This window comes from Rikenella microfusus DSM 15922 (assembly GCF_000427365.1).
GTDB classification, from domain to species: Bacteria; Bacteroidota; Bacteroidia; order Bacteroidales; family Rikenellaceae; genus Rikenella; species Rikenella microfusus.
This window is the reverse complement of the sequence record NZ_ATXW01000001.1, coordinates 1-16911: the sequence shown is the minus strand read 5'-3', so window position 1 is coordinate 16911 and position 16911 is coordinate 1. Positions and strand designations below refer to the sequence as shown.

14 protein-coding genes and 1 tRNA gene are annotated in these 16911 nt (G+C 58.8%); 5 read left to right on the top strand and 10 right to left on the bottom strand.

What is annotated here, in order from left to right:
• Window positions 1-80 precede the first annotated feature (80 nt).
• Window positions 81-1022 carry a DMT family transporter gene (locus tag RIKMI_RS0100080; protein WP_027289965.1) on the top strand — a complete coding sequence of 314 codons (942 nt, stop codon included), beginning with the start codon at window positions 81-83 and terminating at the stop codon, window positions 1020-1022.
• A 14-nt stretch (window positions 1023-1036) separates the two neighbouring features.
• A complete protein-coding gene (locus tag RIKMI_RS0100075) occupies window positions 1037-1549 on the top strand; it encodes a 5' nucleotidase, NT5C type (RefSeq protein WP_027289964.1) in 513 nt (170 codons plus the stop codon).
• 75 nt (window positions 1550-1624) lie between these two features.
• Here RIKMI_RS0100075 and RIKMI_RS0100070 read toward each other — a convergent pair whose 3' ends face one another.
• Both RIKMI_RS0100070 and RIKMI_RS0100065 read right to left on the bottom strand, forming a co-directional pair.
• A complete protein-coding gene (locus tag RIKMI_RS0100070; RefSeq protein WP_027289963.1) occupies window positions 1625-2122 on the bottom strand; it encodes a DUF2867 domain-containing protein in 498 nt (165 codons plus the stop codon).
• Between the two features lie 13 nt (window positions 2123-2135).
• Window positions 2136-2636, bottom strand: coding sequence for a DNA-deoxyinosine glycosylase (locus RIKMI_RS0100065; RefSeq protein WP_027290091.1), 501 nt, complete (start codon window positions 2634-2636; stop codon window positions 2136-2138).
• A 39-nt stretch (window positions 2637-2675) separates the two neighbouring features.
• Between RIKMI_RS0100065 and RIKMI_RS0100060 the strand changes: the two genes are divergently transcribed.
• Both RIKMI_RS0100060 and RIKMI_RS0100055 read left to right on the top strand, forming a co-directional pair.
• Window positions 2676-4898, top strand: coding sequence for a heavy metal translocating P-type ATPase (locus RIKMI_RS0100060; RefSeq protein ID WP_027289962.1), 2223 nt, complete (start codon window positions 2676-2678; stop codon window positions 4896-4898).
• A gap of 20 nt (window positions 4899-4918) precedes the next feature.
• Complete coding sequence (locus tag RIKMI_RS0100055; RefSeq protein WP_027289961.1) at window positions 4919-5131, top strand: heavy-metal-associated domain-containing protein; 213 nt, start codon at window positions 4919-4921, stop codon at window positions 5129-5131.
• 794 nt (window positions 5132-5925) lie between these two features.
• Here the strand turns inward: RIKMI_RS0100055 and RIKMI_RS0100050 are convergent.
• From RIKMI_RS0100050 to RIKMI_RS0100015, 7 genes are all read right to left on the bottom strand, one after another.
• Window positions 5926-8733: an NPCBM/NEW2 domain-containing protein gene (locus tag RIKMI_RS0100050; RefSeq protein ID WP_027289960.1), complete on the bottom strand. Its 2808-nt coding sequence runs from the start codon at window positions 8731-8733 to the stop codon at window positions 5926-5928.
• Between the two features lie 85 nt (window positions 8734-8818).
• Complete coding sequence (locus RIKMI_RS0100045; protein ID WP_037291167.1) at window positions 8819-11626, bottom strand: sugar-binding domain-containing protein; 2808 nt, start codon at window positions 11624-11626, stop codon at window positions 8819-8821.
• Window positions 11627-11710: 84 nt separating this feature from the next.
• On the bottom strand, window positions 11711-12688 hold the full coding sequence (locus RIKMI_RS0100040; protein WP_027289958.1) for a metallophosphoesterase family protein: 978 nt from the start codon (window positions 12686-12688) through the stop codon (window positions 11711-11713).
• A gap of 272 nt (window positions 12689-12960) precedes the next feature.
• Window positions 12961-13034, bottom strand: a tRNA-Asp gene (locus RIKMI_RS0100030).
• Window positions 13035-13133: 99 nt separating this feature from the next.
• Entirely contained in the window at window positions 13134-14168 is a 1035-nt protein-coding gene (locus RIKMI_RS0100025) for an endonuclease/exonuclease/phosphatase family protein (protein WP_027289957.1), read from the bottom strand.
• Window positions 14169-14196: 28 nt separating this feature from the next.
• Complete coding sequence (locus tag RIKMI_RS0100020) at window positions 14197-14793, bottom strand: manganese efflux pump MntP (protein WP_027289956.1); 597 nt, start codon at window positions 14791-14793, stop codon at window positions 14197-14199.
• 31 nt (window positions 14794-14824) lie between these two features.
• A complete protein-coding gene (locus tag RIKMI_RS0100015) occupies window positions 14825-15286 on the bottom strand; it encodes a GNAT family N-acetyltransferase (RefSeq protein WP_027289955.1) in 462 nt (153 codons plus the stop codon).
• 65 nt (window positions 15287-15351) lie between these two features.
• Between RIKMI_RS0100015 and RIKMI_RS0100010 the strand changes: the two genes are divergently transcribed.
• On the top strand, window positions 15352-16482 hold the full coding sequence (locus RIKMI_RS0100010) for a glycosyltransferase family 4 protein (RefSeq protein ID WP_027289954.1): 1131 nt from the start codon (window positions 15352-15354) through the stop codon (window positions 16480-16482).
• Here RIKMI_RS0100010 and RIKMI_RS0100005 read toward each other — a convergent pair.
• A complete protein-coding gene (locus tag RIKMI_RS0100005) occupies window positions 16472-16882 on the bottom strand; it encodes a secondary thiamine-phosphate synthase enzyme YjbQ (RefSeq protein ID WP_027289953.1) in 411 nt (136 codons plus the stop codon). The two genes, RIKMI_RS0100010 and RIKMI_RS0100005, sit on opposite strands and share 11 nt — an antisense overlap.
• Window positions 16883-16911: the final 29 nt, after the last annotated feature.

The window sequence follows — 16911 nt, the reverse complement described above, 5'->3', positions numbered from 1 at the left end:
GAAAAAACATGCGGAATCCGTGCGGAGAGCCTGATTTTAGCTGGACAAGGCTTATCTTTGCGCACGGGAAAAGGGAACCGATGAACAATAAAACGAAAGGTTATCTATACGGCGCGGTGGCCGCCGCGACATACGGCATGAATCCGCTTTTCGCCCTGCCGCTCTATGCGGACGGCATGAACGCCGATTCGGTGCTGTTTTTCAGGTACCTGCTGGCCCTGGCGATTCTGGGCGGCATGATCAAATGGCGGGGGCGGGACTTCCGGGTACGGAAACGGGAGGTGTTCCCGCTGGCCGCCATCGGGGTGCTGATGGCCTGTTCGTCGCTGACGTTGTTCCTGAGTTATAACTATATGGCGGCGGGGATCGCTTCGACGATGTTGTTCGTCTATCCGATTCTGGTGGCTCTGATCATGGCGATCTGTTTCCGCGAAAAGGTGACGATCCTGACAGCGGCCTGCATCGCGCTCGCCCTGCTGGGAATCGCCATGCTGTACCAGGGCGACGGCGGCGAGACGCTGGATCCCGTCGGGGTCGCTCTGGTCATGGCTTCGGCTTTGTCTTACGCCATTTACATGGTCTGGGTGAACCGGCCGTCGCTGCGGGATATTCCGACGGTCAAACTGACTTTCTACGCCCTGTTGTTCGGGTTGTTCGTTTTCCTCGTGCGTATCGGCATCGACGGCTCGTTGCTGTTGCCCGGACATTGGTATCATTGGGGGAATCTGGTCGCTTTGGCTGTGCTGCCCACCGCCGTGTCGTTCGTCTCCACGACCAAGGCCGTGCAGTTTATCGGTTCGACGCCCACGGCCATTCTGGGGGCGCTCGAACCGCTCACGGCCGTGTTTTTCGGGGTGACGATATTCGGTGAGCCTCTCACCGCGCGGATCGTGGGCGGTATTCTGCTGATCGTTCTGGCCGTGACCCTGATTATCGCCGGAGGGCGGATCGGAAGTTATCTTGTCCGGTTCCGGAAACTGTTTCCGAAATTGCCGCGGATCAAACGTAAGAAGACGGTATGATATTTTAGGGAGGTATGAAGCGGGTTTTGGTGGATATGGACGGCGTGTTGGCCGACGTGTACCGTCAGTTCCTGGATTTCGAGTTCCGGGAAACGGGTGTCCGCCGGGATCCGGCCGTGACGTTCGGGCTTTCTGAACCGGAAGCTTTCCCGTTTTATGAAAAGCACGTCCGGATGCCGGGATTTTTCCGTACCGCCCCGGTGATGCCGGGAAGCGTGGCGGGGTTGGAATACCTGAACGGCAGATACGAGGTCGTTATCCTGTCGTCGGCGACCGAGTTCCCGCAGAGCCTTTCCGAAAAAGCGTTTTGGCTGAACGAGCATTTCCCGTTCATCGACTGGAGGCAAATGGTGTTCTGCGGACGTAAGGATGTCGTGCGCGGCGATATCATGATCGACGATCATCCCAAAAATCTCCGTTCGTTTCCCGGTGAAAAAATCGTCTTTACCCAACCGCATAATGCGGGTCTCGCCTTGCCGGATTGTATCCGGGTCTCTGCTTGGGACGAGATTGTACGGATGTTGTGATCGCCGGTTTTCCGATTCCGAATTGATTTCCGCGGTGTTTGGGCGGACGGGCACGGTTGCCGCCCGGTCCGTGCTTTACGGCTGTTTCGGTTCCTGAAGCCGCCGGAGCGCGTTTTTCAGGGTTGCCGGTACGATCCGTTCGTGGAACGGCCGGATCAGCGCGAAATAGATTTTTCCCGACCGGTTGTGCAGGTGCACGACCGTGCAAAACGTGATTCGCGGTTCTTTTCCCGCCGTCCGGTCGATCCGTACCGAACAGAGGAACCTCAGGCGCTTGTCGTCTTTGGCGATGACGGTTTCCGTGGCGGATCGGTCGACGACGTTTTGCCGGACCCATAACTTACGTGCCTCCCGGTCGCTGCCCGCCGGGCCGAGGGGACGTACCAGCCGGTCGCGCAGTCTCGTCAGTGTCTCGACCCAGTCCGGCGCCGTCGTCCAGAATGCAAGGTGCACATCGTCCGGCGTAATGGTTTCGGGCAGCGGGCAGTCGCAACTGAAAGCGTCGGCGTAATCTGCCGGGAGGTATCGGGCGATCAGCGTGTCGGACGGTACGGGAATCGGGCGGATTTTCATGGGCATGTATTTTTCAGAGCCAGTGTTTGAGTTCGCCCCAGGCGGCGAGTTTCCGTTCGTACGACCACGAGGCGTTGGCCGGACTGGTCGATGGCAGCACGAGCACTGCCCTGCCCTCTCCGACTGCTTGCAGGCCGATATGTTTTTTGAACAGCCGGTGCGCGGGGCCGCCGTTGAAGGCTATCGCCCGGATGGCGGGATGGTCTGCCAGCAATCCGGCGATGTCGTTCGGCTCTTCGTCGCAGATACGGCTGTCGAGGCTCCCCTCCCGGCGGCAGCTGCGGCATACGTCCCAAAGGGCGATGCCTCCCCGCCTGAGCATGTCGAGCCGCCGGGCGTAATCTTCCGGGACGTCGCCGTATCCGGTCAGCGAGGCCATGATCCGCCAGAAAGCGTTGTGCGGGAAACCGTAATATTGCTGTTTTTCGAGCGACATGACGCCCGGCATGGTACCGAGTACCAATACCCGGCTTTCCGGGGTGACGACCGGGGCGAAACTGCGCAGAATTTTCATAATTTTGTCTTCGGACAATATAATAGACTTTACGAAGTTATAAAAAATATGAAGAAGCGAACGATACCCGTGCTGGAAATGAGTTGCGCCGTTTGCGCGGCCAATGTCGAGAGTACGGTACGGGCCTTGGAGGGCGTCCGGGAGGCATCCGTCAATTTCGCGGCGGGCACCCTGAGCGTCGAATACGATCCTGCCGAAATTACCCTTACGCAGATGCGGGAGGCCGTGCAGGCCGTCGGGTACGATCTGATTATCGACGAGGAGAATGCCGCCGAACGGCAGGAAGAGGAGCAGCGGAGGCATTATCTCGCCTTGCGGCGCAGGACGCTGTGGGCATGGGTGTTCTGCGTGCCGCTGATGTTGCTGGGTATGGTCTGGATGCACGAGCCTTGGTCGGCGTGGGCGCAGCTGGCGCTGACCGTTCCGGTGCTGCTGGTCTTCGGCCGGAGTTTCTATACGACCGGTTGGCGGCAGGCGCGGCATGGAAAGGCCAATATGGATACGCTGGTGGCGCTCAGCACGTCGATCGCGTTTCTGTTCAGTCTGTTCAATACCCTGTTTCCGCAGTTCTGGTACGACCGGGGACTGGAACCGCACGTCTATTACGAAGCGGCGGCGATGATCGTGGCTTTCGTGTTGTTGGGCAAGGTGCTGGAGGAACGGGCCAAGGGAAGTACTTCGTCGGCGATACGCAAACTGATGGGGTTGCAGCCGAAAACGGCGCGGCTGGTCGGGGCGGACGGTGCCGAACGGGAGGTGCCGATCGCGCAGCTCAGGCCGGGAGACCGGGTCGGCGTGCGTCCCGGCGAGCGCATCCCGGTGGACGGTACGGTCATCGGGGGAAGTTCCTATGTGGACGAGAGCATGATCAGCGGCGAACCGCTGCCCGTAGGCAAGCGGGCGGGAGACAAGGTGCTGGCGGGGACGATCAACCAGCGCGGTTCTTTCGTGCTGGAAGCTACGCAGGTCGGTGCGGGAACCGTGTTGGCGCGTATCGTGCGGATGGTACAGGAGGCGCAGGGAAGCAAGGCTCCGGTACAGCGTATCGTGGACCGTGTGAGCGCCGTTTTCGTACCGACGGTGATCGGTTTTTCGGTATTGACCTTTGCGGTTTGGATGATTGCGGGCGGGGCGTCGAACCTGACCTATGCCCTGCTTTCGGCGGTATCGGTGCTGGTGATCGCCTGCCCGTGCGCTCTGGGGCTGGCTACGCCGACCGCCCTGATGGTCGGAATCGGCAAGGCGGCGGAATCTCATATTTTAATCAAGGATGCGTTCGCGCTGGAGAACCTATGCCGGATCGACACGGTGGTGCTGGATAAGACGGGGACGCTGACCGAGGGGAAACCGACCGTGACGGACTGGCGTTGGACGGCCCTGGCGGAGGAGACGGCCGCTTTGAAATCGGTGTTGCTGGCGGCGGAGATGAAATCGGAACATCCGCTGGCGGGCGCTGTCGTCGCATCGTTGCAGGAAGCGGGTGTGGATGCGGCGGAGGTCGGGGAATTCGTGAGCCTGACCGGCCGGGGGATACAAGTGCGCGTGGATGGTACGGATTATTGGGTCGGAAGCCGGGGGTTGGCGGGCGAACGCCTGGCGGGGATTCCGGAGCCTCTGGCGGAACAGGCCGGAAAATGGCAGGAGGCGGGCAAGAGCGTGATCTGGTACGGGCGGGGGACGGAACTGCTGGCATTGGCGGCGATCGCGGATCCGGTGAAAGCGACTTCGGCCGGTGCGGTCCGGGAGCTGGCTCGTATGGGCATCGAGGTGTGCATGCTGACGGGCGACGGCCATAAGACGGCTGCGGCCGTGGCGGCGGAATTGGGGATCGGGCGTTTCGAGGCGGAGGTGATGCCGGACGATAAGGAGGCGTATGTGAAGGCGTTGCAGGCGCAGGGCCGCCGGGTGGCGATGGTCGGCGACGGGATCAACGATTCGCAGGCGCTGGCACGGGCGGATGTGAGCGTGGCGATGGGCGGAGGCACGGATATTGCCATGGATGTGGCGATGGTGACGCTGATGACTTCGGACCTGATGCTGTTGCCCAGGGCGGTCGCGTTGTCCCGCCGGACGGTACGCCTGATCCGACAGAATCTGTTCTGGGCATTCATCTACAACCTGATCGGCATTCCGCTGGCGGCCGGTGCGTTGTATCCGGCGTACGGGATTCTGCTGAACCCGATGCTGGCGAGCGCGGCGATGGCTTTCAGCTCGGTGTCGGTGGTCACGAACAGCCTGAGGCTCAAATGGAGTAAATCGTAACTTTTAAATATGCTTGAATTATGGCTACCAAGAAATTCAGAACGAACGCGAAATGCGGCGGTTGCTCGGCGAAGATCGGAGCGGCTCTGGAACAGAATGGCGTCCCGGCGGGCGGATGGTCGCTGGACCTGGCGGCTCCGGAAAAATGGCTGACGGTGGACAGCGAACTGGCTCCGGAAGCGATCGTCCGGATCGTTACCGAGGCGGGATTCAAGGCCGAAGAGGTTCGCTGATTTGGATCGGTTGGGGGCTGGCGGTTTCCTCCGGTGCTCTGCATACGGGACGTATGTTTGTTTTTAAGCCCGAATCCGGGCCATGACCGGAAATATTTCCGGCCATGGCCTTACGGCCCCGACGGTGTGTCGGAAAGTGTTTTCCGGCAAATAACGATGGCAGAGTGAAGAGTTGTGCTTTTTCGATCTCGCGCCCTGCTTTCGCTTGAGCGCGCAGGCCGGCGATTCTTTTGAATCGCAGCAATAAAAATCGTACGGTTAAAACTAAGTTCCCGCGTCAGCGGGCGGGCCGGACGCCTCCCCATCGGGAGGCCCGCAACCCTCGCACACTTGGGGCGGTCTCCCGGGCGCCCGACCCGAATGAAAAACGTACGGTTAATCGTCTGTCGCGTAGCGGCCAGCCCGGAGCCCCCCCCGGCGAAGGGCTGGTGCCGCTCGCGCGGAGACTTAGTTCTAACCCTATGGTTCAGATAAATTTCCCATATCCGTATAGTAGCATAGCTTCGGTTCGCGACCTTCCATTACCAGGCTCCGTTGCGCGCTCGCCCGCTAATGCGGAATAAACGGAGAATCCGGCGATTCGGGACAAACCGTTATGCGGCCGGACATGAACAGGGCCGTTTCCTCCGGACGGGAAACGGCCCTGCGGTATTTATATACTACACGCGTTATTTCTGTGGCCCATGCCGGACCTCCAAGTCTTTTGTCCGGGGTTTGCGCCGCCTCATGCCGTACGGCGCGGAACCGAAACAGGGTTATCGGGAGGCTTGTGTAAAAGCCGTATATGGTTGTCTTTATTCGATCACATACCAGGTATATCCCCGTGCCGGAATGGTGACGGTCAGTGGCACGGAGTAATCCCGATCCAACCGATACGTTTTCGGCCTGTCCTCCGCCTCACGGATACGAGCCTTGTCGGTCAGCCCCGTATAATAAAGCGGCAACCGGATTTCCCGTGTGATCGTTTCGTCCGTGGGATTGAAGAACATGGCCAGCCCCTTTTCCCTGCCGGTCGGATCGACATGCATCAACCCGTCCCAGTCGCGGGCATCCGGACGGCGCAGGTGGATAATATCGCTGTTGAGAATCCGGCGGTATTTCTTATACCAGTCGATGACCTCGATAACGGCCGCCTTGGTCTGCGGCGTATCGTACAGCCTCGGCCCCCGGTAACAGGCCTGCACTCCCGCGCCGTAATTCTGGATCATGTGGGTCTTGTATTCGTACAGATGTTCGCCCAGCGGTTCCAGCGTGGCCGCCTCGCCACCTCCCTGGTATTCGACCAGCGGTACGAAACTCCAACAGGACGAGGCCATGCGATCCCACGTGCAGTCGTAATTGAGCTGCCGGGCATGGAGTATCTGTCTTTCGCGCGGCAGCGACCAGTTCACCTCCCGGTAGCCGATGCCCGTTTTGGTCGATCCGTTCAGGAAATAGAAGTCGGGCACATTGATGTATATGCCCCGACTGCACATCCAGTGATAAAGGTCGGTGATCTTACGGAACTGATTCCACTGCGAATCGTTCAGCCCCTTGTGGTGCGCATGGGTCGTGGAGGCGCAGACATCGCCCGGATAGGAACCGTCGTGCTCGAAACAACGCATTCCGGTACGTTCGAAGAACGTGCGTATTTTGTCGAAATATCCGTATCCCCAGTCGCTGGCCAAACAGGGTGCGCTGCCGAACCGCGCTCCGCCGCGTTTGCCGGTCACCGGGTTGATTACATCCACGCTGTCGCTGATCCAGCGGCTCGAAAGCAGGGAATAACATCCCATTTCTATCCCCTTGCCGGAAGCGTAATCGACCATCGATTTCCATTTGGCGATGTTTTGCGCCGACGTGTCCTCGGCGTTCAGGCCGGAACCGAAACTGATGATAATCATTTCGTATCCCGTCGAATCGCACTGATCGACCGCGCGGCGGATCACCTCCGGGTCGGACGAGGTCAGGTGCATGAAAATCGGGTTCTGGGTCGCCCACGGCGCCAGGGTGCGGTACATCCTCCGTTTGAACAGTCCCTTGCGTTCCCTGTCGTCGCTGTCGAAAGGCATCTCCAGCACGCTGAACGAACGGAACCTATCGCCGGGAAGCACGGTCTGGTCGGGGCCGATCGGCGGAGCGACTTCCAGGATACAGGGAGTCTGGAGCATATAATTGCGTTGCGACGTATAGCGGGGATCTTCGACCCAACGCTCGGTGATGTCGGTCTGCGGCTCGAAAAACTCGCCGCCGCACGCATAGTCGCTTTCGATATGGATGTTCGGCAGGCGGAATTTCGAAGGATCGCCTCCGCCCGGAGATTCCGGTTCGGCGAACGCCAGGTACTCCAGCCGGAAACGGTCCACATTCACCGGCAGCGGAGAGTCGTTTTGCAGGGCGAAATTTTTACGGATCACGGGAATACGGTCGTAGATCGTATAGCTGATCCGGACAGTGACATCGTTCAGTTCGCCTTCGCCGCGCAACGTGAACGTCAGGGTCTGTCCCGTCGGATTCTCCGTATTCAACGCCCAGCGGTTCCGGTTCCACGGCAGGATTTCGGCGACCGGGTCGAGCGAGAAATCCTCCACCAGAAACGACCCGGGCAGAGTGGTCATCGTCTCCAGCCACTCCGGATTCAGGTAGCCTCGTTCGGGCTGTCCCTCCAATCCCCCGAGCTGGTGCTCTTTTCCGTCGATCGTTACCGTTCCTTCGCTGCTCACGGCCCGGAGAAGGCTTTCTCCCGTCATCCGATTGACGATATTAACGGTCGCCAGATTCGGTATGAGACGGAATTCACGAGCGATCATGCCGTTGGCAAAAATCAACCCTTTCCCGTCCGGCGTGGCATACAGAGCGGCGTGCGAGGCCGACGGATCGATCAGCCAGTCGTACGGCGTGGGGGCATACGGGTATTCCATGATCGGAAGCTCGCCGATCTTACGTATCAGATTTTCCCGTACCGGGGCGGACTGGACGGGGCCGTCGCCGGCATAACCGGCATCGACGGCTACCGGTTCGGCGCCGTCATACTCGATGCGCGGTTCGATCCACAAAGCATGGTCGCCGCTGGGGCCGTCGTCCGTCGGTTCGACAACCAGTTCCAGCAACGACACCCCTTTCAAATCCGCCTCCACGTTCCGGGGCGCCTCGCCGGAACGTACCGTTCCGCTGCGATACAACTCCTTGCCGTCCCCTTTCAGTACGAAAACGACCGAACCGGGAGCCACTCTTCCGTCCCGGCCTTCCAGTCCGACGAATTGCTTCTTGTCCTGTCCAGCTGTATAGTAGAGTTTGGTTCCGTCCACCAACGCAATGGAGGTCAGCCCCGGAGCCGAATAGTCGATATCGTTGTCGGCCACCCCGATCCGCGCCCGGAAACGGACGGCACCGCGGTGCAGATCCCATTTGATCGCGGAAGGCGCATGCACGCCGATTACCTCGGCATACCGCGTGCCTGCTACGGCGGCGGGCCGACCGGTAACCGCCCGCCCTGCGGTAGCCGTACCGTAAGTCTGCCGGGCCTTGCCCGGATCGGTCTCGGACAGGCGGAGTACCTGTTGAGCCTCCGCAGACAAACAAAACATACCGACCATACAGGCCGTCCACAATTTGATTTTCATCCGTATCTGATTTTTGACTGAAACGATCTCTGCTACGGCTTGCATCCGGCAAACCGTCGCACTAAGATACGATTTTCAGGGACGTTTATTTTTTTCTTTCCAGCATTTCCGGTTCCAGCCGTTGAACAGGGTCGAACGCATCCGAGGCCATATATTCCAGCAGACTTTGTCGGAATTGGGCCGCGGCCGGCCGTCGATCCAGATCGTTCTGCAAATCGGCGCCGCATACCACGAGTTTCCCGTTGCCCATACGGGCTTCGTAAAGCAAGCCCAGTTTCCGGTTGGTAAACCAGTCGTCGATAATATGGACGATCGGCCGGAATTCATCCGGATAACCGTCCAGATCCAGGGCCTGGCAACGGTTCATCAGGTCCCACCACTGATAGTCGCTCACCCCTTCGTTCGGGAAAGCCGCCAAAGCGGGATGCTCCGAATCGCAACTGATGCCGAGCGTATGCGGCGCCTGTCCCCGCGTCCAGGCCGTATTCCAGAAAATACTGGAAAATCCCACCGGGATATCGCCTCCCTGTTCGGCCGTAAGCGTCCCGTAAGGCAAAAGCAGCACCGAACCGCCCCTTTCGAGTTCGGCCCGCGCCGCAGCGTCCAGCCGGGTCGCGATATACGGAGATTCGTTCACGGTCTTCTTCGCGGCCGGATAGACCCAGATATTCCACCGGTTACGAATCTCCGTTCCGGCGATCCCGACCGATACGATCAATTGCGCGGGTTTTTTCAGTTGCGCCAGATCGCAACGGATCGTACCGGCCGGAATGCAGTTGCCCAACGGTAAATCCCTTATCGAATCCCCCGAGGTCAGTTCCCTGCCGTCCTTCGTGGTAATCTGCCACTCGATTTCCGCTCCGGTCAGTCCGCGTTCGCCGAAATGGGCCACTTCCACAGGGGCCTCCAGCACCTCGTCGTTCTGCCAAACCATTTTCGGGAAACGGACCAGCGGTACCGTCCGGTTGCAGAACATCCGGAATTCCGCTCCGTCCGTATAACCTTTCTCTTCCCAGAACGGGTCGAGCACGCCGACCAGAGCCGTTCCCTGGCCGGGGAAGTCGTTCAGTCCGAGCAGCTGGAAACCGGCGAAACCCGGCGTTCGCAGAGCTGCTTCGATGTCAGCCTTGTAACACAACGTCTGTAACCGACCGGAAGCATAGAGGAAAGTTTCCGCCATATCTCCCATACTTTTTCCGGCCAGCGTTTCGCTGAAAATTTCCAGGTTTTTCGCTTTCAGCACGCCGGTATACTTCGGAATTTCGCCGAAATTCGGGTAGACGCACCATTGCCCGATTTCATGGCTGACCGTCGGCATGTTTTTCCGGATGATTCCCGCAAAATCGTAATCCGTCCGCGGCACTTCGCGGTTGATGACGCTGTTCGTCCCCGCTCCCCATGCCTGAATCCGGGGATCCGGCGTGTTCCAATAGTCGGCATTGTCCAGATAGGGCCATCCGGCCGCGCCGGTATATACGCGCCGCGGATCTTTCCCGCGCCAATATTCGATCAGTTCCGACAGGTAGCGCCCCTGTCCGTCGCCGGAGGGTTCGTTGCCATAGGCCATCAGGCAAAACGAAGGGTGATTGCCGTACTCTTTCAATATGCGGTCGCTCTCCCGCCGGAACCATTCGTCCTGCGGCTTGCCACTGCCGATCTCGGCCCAGCCGCCGCATTCGACCTGCAAGTATATCCCCATGCTGTCGGCTGCGCGGAATGCGGCTTCCGGAGGACACCACGAATGGAACCGCACGTGGTTCAGCCCGTATTCTTTGCATTTACGGTAAATTCCGGCCCAGCTGTCCGCTTCCATGGCCGGGTAACCGGTCTGCGGGAATACGCAGCACTCCAGCGTGCCCCGCAGGAACACCGGATTTCCGTTCACCGCGAAGCGCGTGCCGTCCGCTTTGAATTCGCGCAGGCCGAAATCGGAACGGTACCTGTCGCTCCCCGAGGCGGAGCGCAGCGATACCTCCATCGTATAGACGACCGGCGTGTATTCCGACCACAGCTCTGCCTGCGGTCCCAAATCGACGGTCGCTTCCGCGAGCGTGTCGCCCGGTCCCGCTTTTACCTGCACTGCATCGCCGAGCCGGGTCCCGTCCGCAGCGAGGGCCTGCAAGATCAATTCGGCCTCCCCGTCCGGCCGACCGGCTAAAGAAACGGTTACACGGGCCTGTTTCGTCCGGATATCGGGGTCGATGCGTACCGATTCGATATACCGGGCGGGCTTGGCCGACAACCCGATCCGACCGATAATGCCGTTCCAGTTGGTCTGCGTATGGTCCGACACGCTGTGCGCATTCATTCCCACGTCCACATGGAGCCGGTTGTCCACCCGCAGGGTCAGCATATGTTCGCCGGTCTCCAGCCCATCCAGCACATAACGGTGCGGAGTCTGCAACGCCTCCTGTGCGCCGACCTGCTCGCCGTCCAGGTAAAGGGTCGTCGTCCAGTGGGCTCGTTCCAGTTCCAGCACGACGGGACGGTTTTCCCATCCGGCCGGTATGCGGATCGTTTTCTGGTACCAGGCCACCCCGACATAATGTTTGTCGGGATTGAGCCAAAACGGGACTTTGATGTTTCCCGGTTGCCGGTATGCCGCATATTGCGGCTCTGCATACCAGGAGCTGTCCACGATCTGGCCCGTCCACGGCGTTTCCACGCCTATATTCTCTCCATAGCCTTGTTCCTGGAGCGAACCGGGCAGAAAAATTGTCCCGTCGAGCGTCCGCTTCTGCCATTCCTGTTCCGTACCGACGTCGTCCGGATCGAGCGCGAAACGCCATTCGCCGGCCAACGACAGATAAGGAGAGGATTTCCGGCAAGAAACCAGTAAAAGGAGCAGTAAAACAGGCAATCCTGCCCATAAGAGCGCAATTCGTTTTATCATATGAAACAAGGTATTTGAGTTTGGATTAGCCGCCGTTCGAGCAGGGGCGGCCGGTTGGGGTCAGCGGCCGAAATTCCGGTTCGGTCAGAATCGCAGTTCGACATCGCGGATCCAGGGTACCAACGGGAATGGCCCGAGACTGTCCCCCAGACCGACTTCCCTGGGCAGCGGCGGCAGGAAGGCTCCCTCGACGCCTTCCAACGTAAGGCCGTCGCCTGTCAGCGTGACGATACCGAACAGGGGACGATCGTAAGTGATCGAGTACTCCAGGACGGTGTATTTTCGGTTGATGTCTTCAGGATAACGCCGTTCGGTACCGGAAGGCTGATCGACCCATACGTAAGAGGCGCTGTTGATCTGGATGTACGTGATGCCATTGATCGTCTTCGTGTAATTGCTGTGGTTGTGCCCGCTGAATGCCGCGACTACCTTTTTGAATCCGGCCCGTTCGTTCTCCTCTTCCAGCACTTTGCGAACCTCTTCGCGATTGCCGACCGCCCGGTCGAGGCTCTGATGCGAGAAAATGACGCACCGTTTCCCGGTCGAGGCCAAATCGTCCCGAAGCCATTCGACCTGTTCCGGGTCGATAAACGCCCTCTGTTTGGCATTCCCGTAATAATTGGCATGAGCGTAATGGGTGTATTTTTCGCCGTCGAACAGGTTGTTGCCGTCCAGCACGACGAAATGATAGTCGCCTTTGTCGAACGAGTAGTAACGGTTCGGCATCCCCATACCGCGGACGTAGGTTTCGGCATCGTAGGCATCCATATCGTGATTGCCGATCACATGGTATTTGTCGCCGGGGAAACGTGCCCAAATACGGCGGAAAGGTTCGCTGGCACTGTCCAGCCGGCAAAAATCGCCCAATTCGATCACGAAATCGACCTTTCGGGCGGCAGCCGAATCGATAAAGGCTTCGAGACGGGCGCCGCCGTCCGGCACATCCTGGGCATGGAAATCGGAAGCGATGGTGAAAGTCAACGGTTTTTCGGTCGGGGAACACGAGAACGAACCGCCGACCGCCAAAGACAACAGGAGTAAACGGGAGGAAAATTTGAGCATGATTTCGATACGTTTAAGGTATATTTCTGCTTACCTGACGTACAAAAGTATCGACTCGCTCAGACAATCGAAATGGACAAAAAATCTAATTGAATGGATAATTTTCCGAATATGCGACCGGGAAACGGATACGACGGAAAGAAGTGCATGGAACCGGAAATACGACAGACGCGGCAACCGCACGGCGGATGAAAAAGAATCGACCGCTCCCCCCGCAGCCGGCCCCCCCCAATAAAAAAAGCCTCTTTTTCAAGAGGCCTTCGCGAAAGAAGCGGTGCGGACGAGACTCGAACTCGCGACCCCCTGCGTGACAGGCAGGTATTCTAACCAGCTGAACTACCGCACCAACATACCGGTCTGCAATTCTTTCGTTCCGGAATTGCGAATGCAAATATAAGGCTTTTCCGCATACCTGCAAACCGGCAGGCGATTTTTCCGGCAAAAATTATTTCACCCGGAAAGTCGCCAGCACGCCTTTGTGATCCGTCGGCCAGTTGTCGGTCGAGGGCAGCAGGAAAGGATCCTGAGAAGTTTCGACCATCCGCTTGCCCCGCTGAACCGACCCTTTCGGTCCGAAAATCGTGATGTCTTTCAGTTTCAACCGTTTGTCCGGACGGTAAAAGATAAAGTCGATCCGTTCGCGTTCGTCCGCCTCGGGCGCCCATAACAACTGGCTCATTTTGGCTCCCGGACAATCCGCCGGATAAGTATATCCCGGATGGGTCACGGGATTCGGGTATTTCACCCGGTACGAATCGGCATATCCCGCCTCTTCGAGCAGGGTGGTCACCGTCCACGGCACCACCAGCCCGCGATGGTCGGCGCTGTCCCGGGTCGCCTCCGTCCAGTCCAGATGCGACGGTTCGTTGAAATCTCCGGCCAGAAAAATCAAATTCCCGGCCGCGGCGTCCTTAGCGGCATCCGCGATGAACAAACGGATCGCATCGTCGCGCTGCGAAGCCACATTGTCCGCTAAAATGCTCTCCAGATCGGTATCCGGCTCCGGAAGTTCGGCCCACGTGCTCCCGTCGTACCCCCGTACCCGATAGTAAGCGCAGTTGGTATAATCCAGATGGGCCGTATAGACGCTCGCCTTTTGTCCTTCGGGCAACGTAGCGATCAATTTATACATACTTCCGTGGTCGTCCTTTTCCGGGAAAATCGTCACGCTGTCCGAAATCGGATATTTGCTGAGCAGCCCCGAATCCTTGCTTTTGAAGGAATAATACGTTTTGCCTTTCGCCTTGAGCGACTCGACCATCCGGTCGCACAGTCTCGTATCGCTGTAATTGCGCACTTCGCTGAGCATTACGAAGTCGGCATCGGCATAAGCGATCTCGTCGATCATGGATTCGTACCCGTTCGGTACCGAAGTCCCTTCCTGCCAGATATTGAGTTGCAGGACTTTGATCTCCCGGGCCGCAGCACCCTGCCAGGCCGTGCACAGCAGACCGACCGCCAGGATAAACAGTTTTTTCATCATATCGTTCAGTAGTTTAGGTTAATCGCTATACTTCGGACAAATGCTCCGCGAGCACCTTGATTCCGATCAGGATCAGGATGATCCCCCCGATCAATTCGGCCCGCTCGCCCAATTTTCCCCGGCTCCGACGCCCCAGGTACAGTCCGGTCAAAGATGAAACGAGCGTTACCAGAGCGATGATGAACACCGCAGCCAGCATATTGAGCAGCTGCGAGTCGGACGGAACGATCGTCAGCGGCAGCAATGCCATGGCGATCCCCGCCACCAGCGCGTCGATACTGGTCGCGATGCCCAGCATCACATTGCGGCCCAACGCGAACGGGTTCCCTTTGAGATGTTCTCCGTCCTCTTCGCCGCACGACTCCCAAATCATTTTCCCGCCCAGGAACAACAACAACACGAAAGCGATCCAATGGTCGTAAGCCTCGATCACCGTCCGGAAATTGGTCGCCACCGCCCATCCCGCCAACGGCGTCAGCCCCTGACACAATCCCAATATCGCGGCAAAACGGAACATCCGCCGGCGCGTGCAGGCGCAACAAGACATGCCGCACGACAGCGACACGGCAAAAGAGTCGAAACAAAGGCCGACGGCGAACAGCAACAGGGTGATAAAATCCATGACAGGGATTTTGAAGCTCCAAATTTAGGGATTATTCCGCTGCGCCGCAAACTACGCCCGGTAGTCCGAGATGCAGGATCAGATAGGGTCTGCCTTCGGCATCGACGGGCGACCGCCCCGTCTTCCGGAATCCCAGCTTTTCGTAAAATCCCACGGCTTGCCCGTTCTGTTCATTGATATCCACGCGCCCGCAACCGAGTTTGCCGACAGCATAACGCACTAAAGTTTTCCCGATTCCCCGCCCGCGCTCTTCCGGGTGTACGAAAAGCATCTCGATATTCCCGTCGCACGTTCCCAGAAAAGCCGTTATGCGTCCTGCCTCGTCCCGGGCTGCCGTCAGGCGGACGGACCGGAGGCAGGCCGGCATCCGCGCCTTGTAGAACTCCGTGTCGCCGGGGCGCAGGAAATGGTGCGTGGCCCGCACGGACGCCTCCCAGATTTCGACCAGCCGCGGATATTCCGTCCCGGTTACCGGTGTAAGTTCGATCTCCATAAGCTGCTAAAATACGGATTTATTGGCGTACATTTGCGGCAAACGCAATTATACCCTTCAGATCGATGAAAATCGGATACGATGCCAAACGGCTGTTCTTCAACGGCAGCGGTTTGGGCAATTACAGTCGCAGCACGGTGGAAATGGTAGCCCGTTTCCGTCCCGAAATCCGCATCGCCCTCTTTTCGCCCAAACCCGGCAATACGCAGGGATTCGTCCTGCCCCCGAACGCCGAGACGCACTATCCCTCCTCCCGGTTCCTCCGCGGACCTTTGCGCAGCCTCTGGCGCACCTGTCTGCTGGGGCGCGACGCCGGGAAAGCCGGCTGCGATCTCTATCACGGTCTGAGCCACGAACTGCCGACAGACATCGGACGCAGCGGCGTGAGGTCGGTGGTGACCATGCACGACCTGATTTTCGTCCGCTATCCGGAACTTTACAAACCCGCAGACCGGACGCTGTACACGCGCAAATACAAACGCAGCTGCGAAGCGGCCGACCGCATCATCGCTATCAGCCGCCAGACGCGGGACGACCTGGTACGCTTTTGGCACATCGACCCTGAAAAAATCGACATCGTTTACCAGGGCTGCAACCCGATGTTTTACGAAGCGGTACCCGCCGCCTCGATCGAAGAGGCACGGAGGCGGTACGCATTGCCCTCCGGGCCTTTCATTCTGAGCGTCGGTACGGTGGAGCCGCGCAAGAATCTGTTGCTGACCGTCCAGGCGATGGCCGAAGGAAACTTCGGTCTCCCGCTGGTCGCCTGCGGCCGCTGGACTTCCTATAAAGACGAAATCGAGGCGTATGCCGCATCGAAAGGAATCGGGCACTTGTTGCATTTCCGCAACGGCATCCGTTTTTCCGACCTGCCGGCCATCTACCGCATGGCCTCGGTTTTGGTTTACGCATCCCTTTTCGAAGGGTTCGGCATTCCGATTCTGGAGGCCCTGAATTGCGGTACGCCGGTCATTACCAGCGCCGGAGGCGTATTCCCGGAAACCGGAGGCGACGCGGCCCTGTATGTCGATCCGCAGTCGGTATCGGAAATGCGGGCCGCTCTCGAACGGGTGCTGGGTTCCGAAAGCCTGCGCCGGGAAATGGCGGCGAAAGGAGCCGAATATGCCCTGAATTTCCGGGAAGAGGCTCTGTTCCCGACTTTATGGCAGACTTACGAACGGGTACTCAACCGATAATCGTCGCGACGACCTGCCGGCCCGAAGCCCGGTCGCGGAATTCGCACAGGTAAATCCCCTGCCATACGCCCAGATTCAGCCGTCCCCCGGTGATCGGCACGGTCACGGATGTTCCGGCGAGGCTCGTTTTGGCATGGGCGGGCATATCGTCGTCGCCCTCCAGCGTATGGCGGTAATAGGGTTGCCTTTCGGGTACCAAACGGTTGAAAATCGTCTCTAGGTCGCTCTGAACGTCCGGATCGGCATTTTCATTGATCGTCAGTGCCGCCGAGGTGTGGCGGATAAACAAATGCAGCAGTCCGGTCGCGGGCAATTCCGGCAAACGGGCGGAAATTTCGTCCGTCACCAGGTGGAAACCGCGGGAACGGGGACGCAGCGTGAAAACAGTTTGTGTTATCATGGCCCCGAAGATAACGAATCCGGTGCTAG

Bases quoted from the DNA above. Each gene is read 5' to 3' on its own strand.
- RIKMI_RS0100080 (WP_027289965.1), top strand. From the start codon at position 81: ATGAACAATAAAACGAAAGGTTATCTATACGGCGCGGTGGCCGCCGCG.
- RIKMI_RS0100075 (WP_027289964.1), top strand. From the start codon at position 1,037: ATGAAGCGGGTTTTGGTGGATATGGACGGCGTGTTGGCCGACGTGTAC.
- RIKMI_RS0100070 (WP_027289963.1), bottom strand. From the start codon at position 2,122: ATGAAAATCCGCCCGATTCCCGTACCGTCCGACACGCTGATCGCCCGA.
- RIKMI_RS0100065 (WP_027290091.1), bottom strand. From the start codon at position 2,636: ATGAAAATTCTGCGCAGTTTCGCCCCGGTCGTCACCCCGGAAAGCCGG.
- RIKMI_RS0100055 (WP_027289961.1), top strand. From the start codon at position 4,919: ATGGCTACCAAGAAATTCAGAACGAACGCGAAATGCGGCGGTTGCTCG.
- RIKMI_RS0100050 (WP_027289960.1), bottom strand. From the start codon at position 8,733: ATGAAAATCAAATTGTGGACGGCCTGTATGGTCGGTATGTTTTGTTTG.
- RIKMI_RS0100045 (WP_037291167.1), bottom strand. From the start codon at position 11,626: ATGATAAAACGAATTGCGCTCTTATGGGCAGGATTGCCTGTTTTACTG.
- RIKMI_RS0100040 (WP_027289958.1), bottom strand. From the start codon at position 12,688: ATGCTCAAATTTTCCTCCCGTTTACTCCTGTTGTCTTTGGCGGTCGGC.
- RIKMI_RS0100025 (WP_027289957.1), bottom strand. From the start codon at position 14,168: ATGAAAAAACTGTTTATCCTGGCGGTCGGTCTGCTGTGCACGGCCTGG.
- RIKMI_RS0100020 (WP_027289956.1), bottom strand. From the start codon at position 14,793: ATGGATTTTATCACCCTGTTGCTGTTCGCCGTCGGCCTTTGTTTCGAC.
- RIKMI_RS0100015 (WP_027289955.1), bottom strand. From the start codon at position 15,286: ATGGAGATCGAACTTACACCGGTAACCGGGACGGAATATCCGCGGCTG.
- RIKMI_RS0100010 (WP_027289954.1), top strand. From the start codon at position 15,352: ATGAAAATCGGATACGATGCCAAACGGCTGTTCTTCAACGGCAGCGGT.
- RIKMI_RS0100005 (WP_027289953.1), bottom strand. From the start codon at position 16,882: ATGATAACACAAACTGTTTTCACGCTGCGTCCCCGTTCCCGCGGTTTC.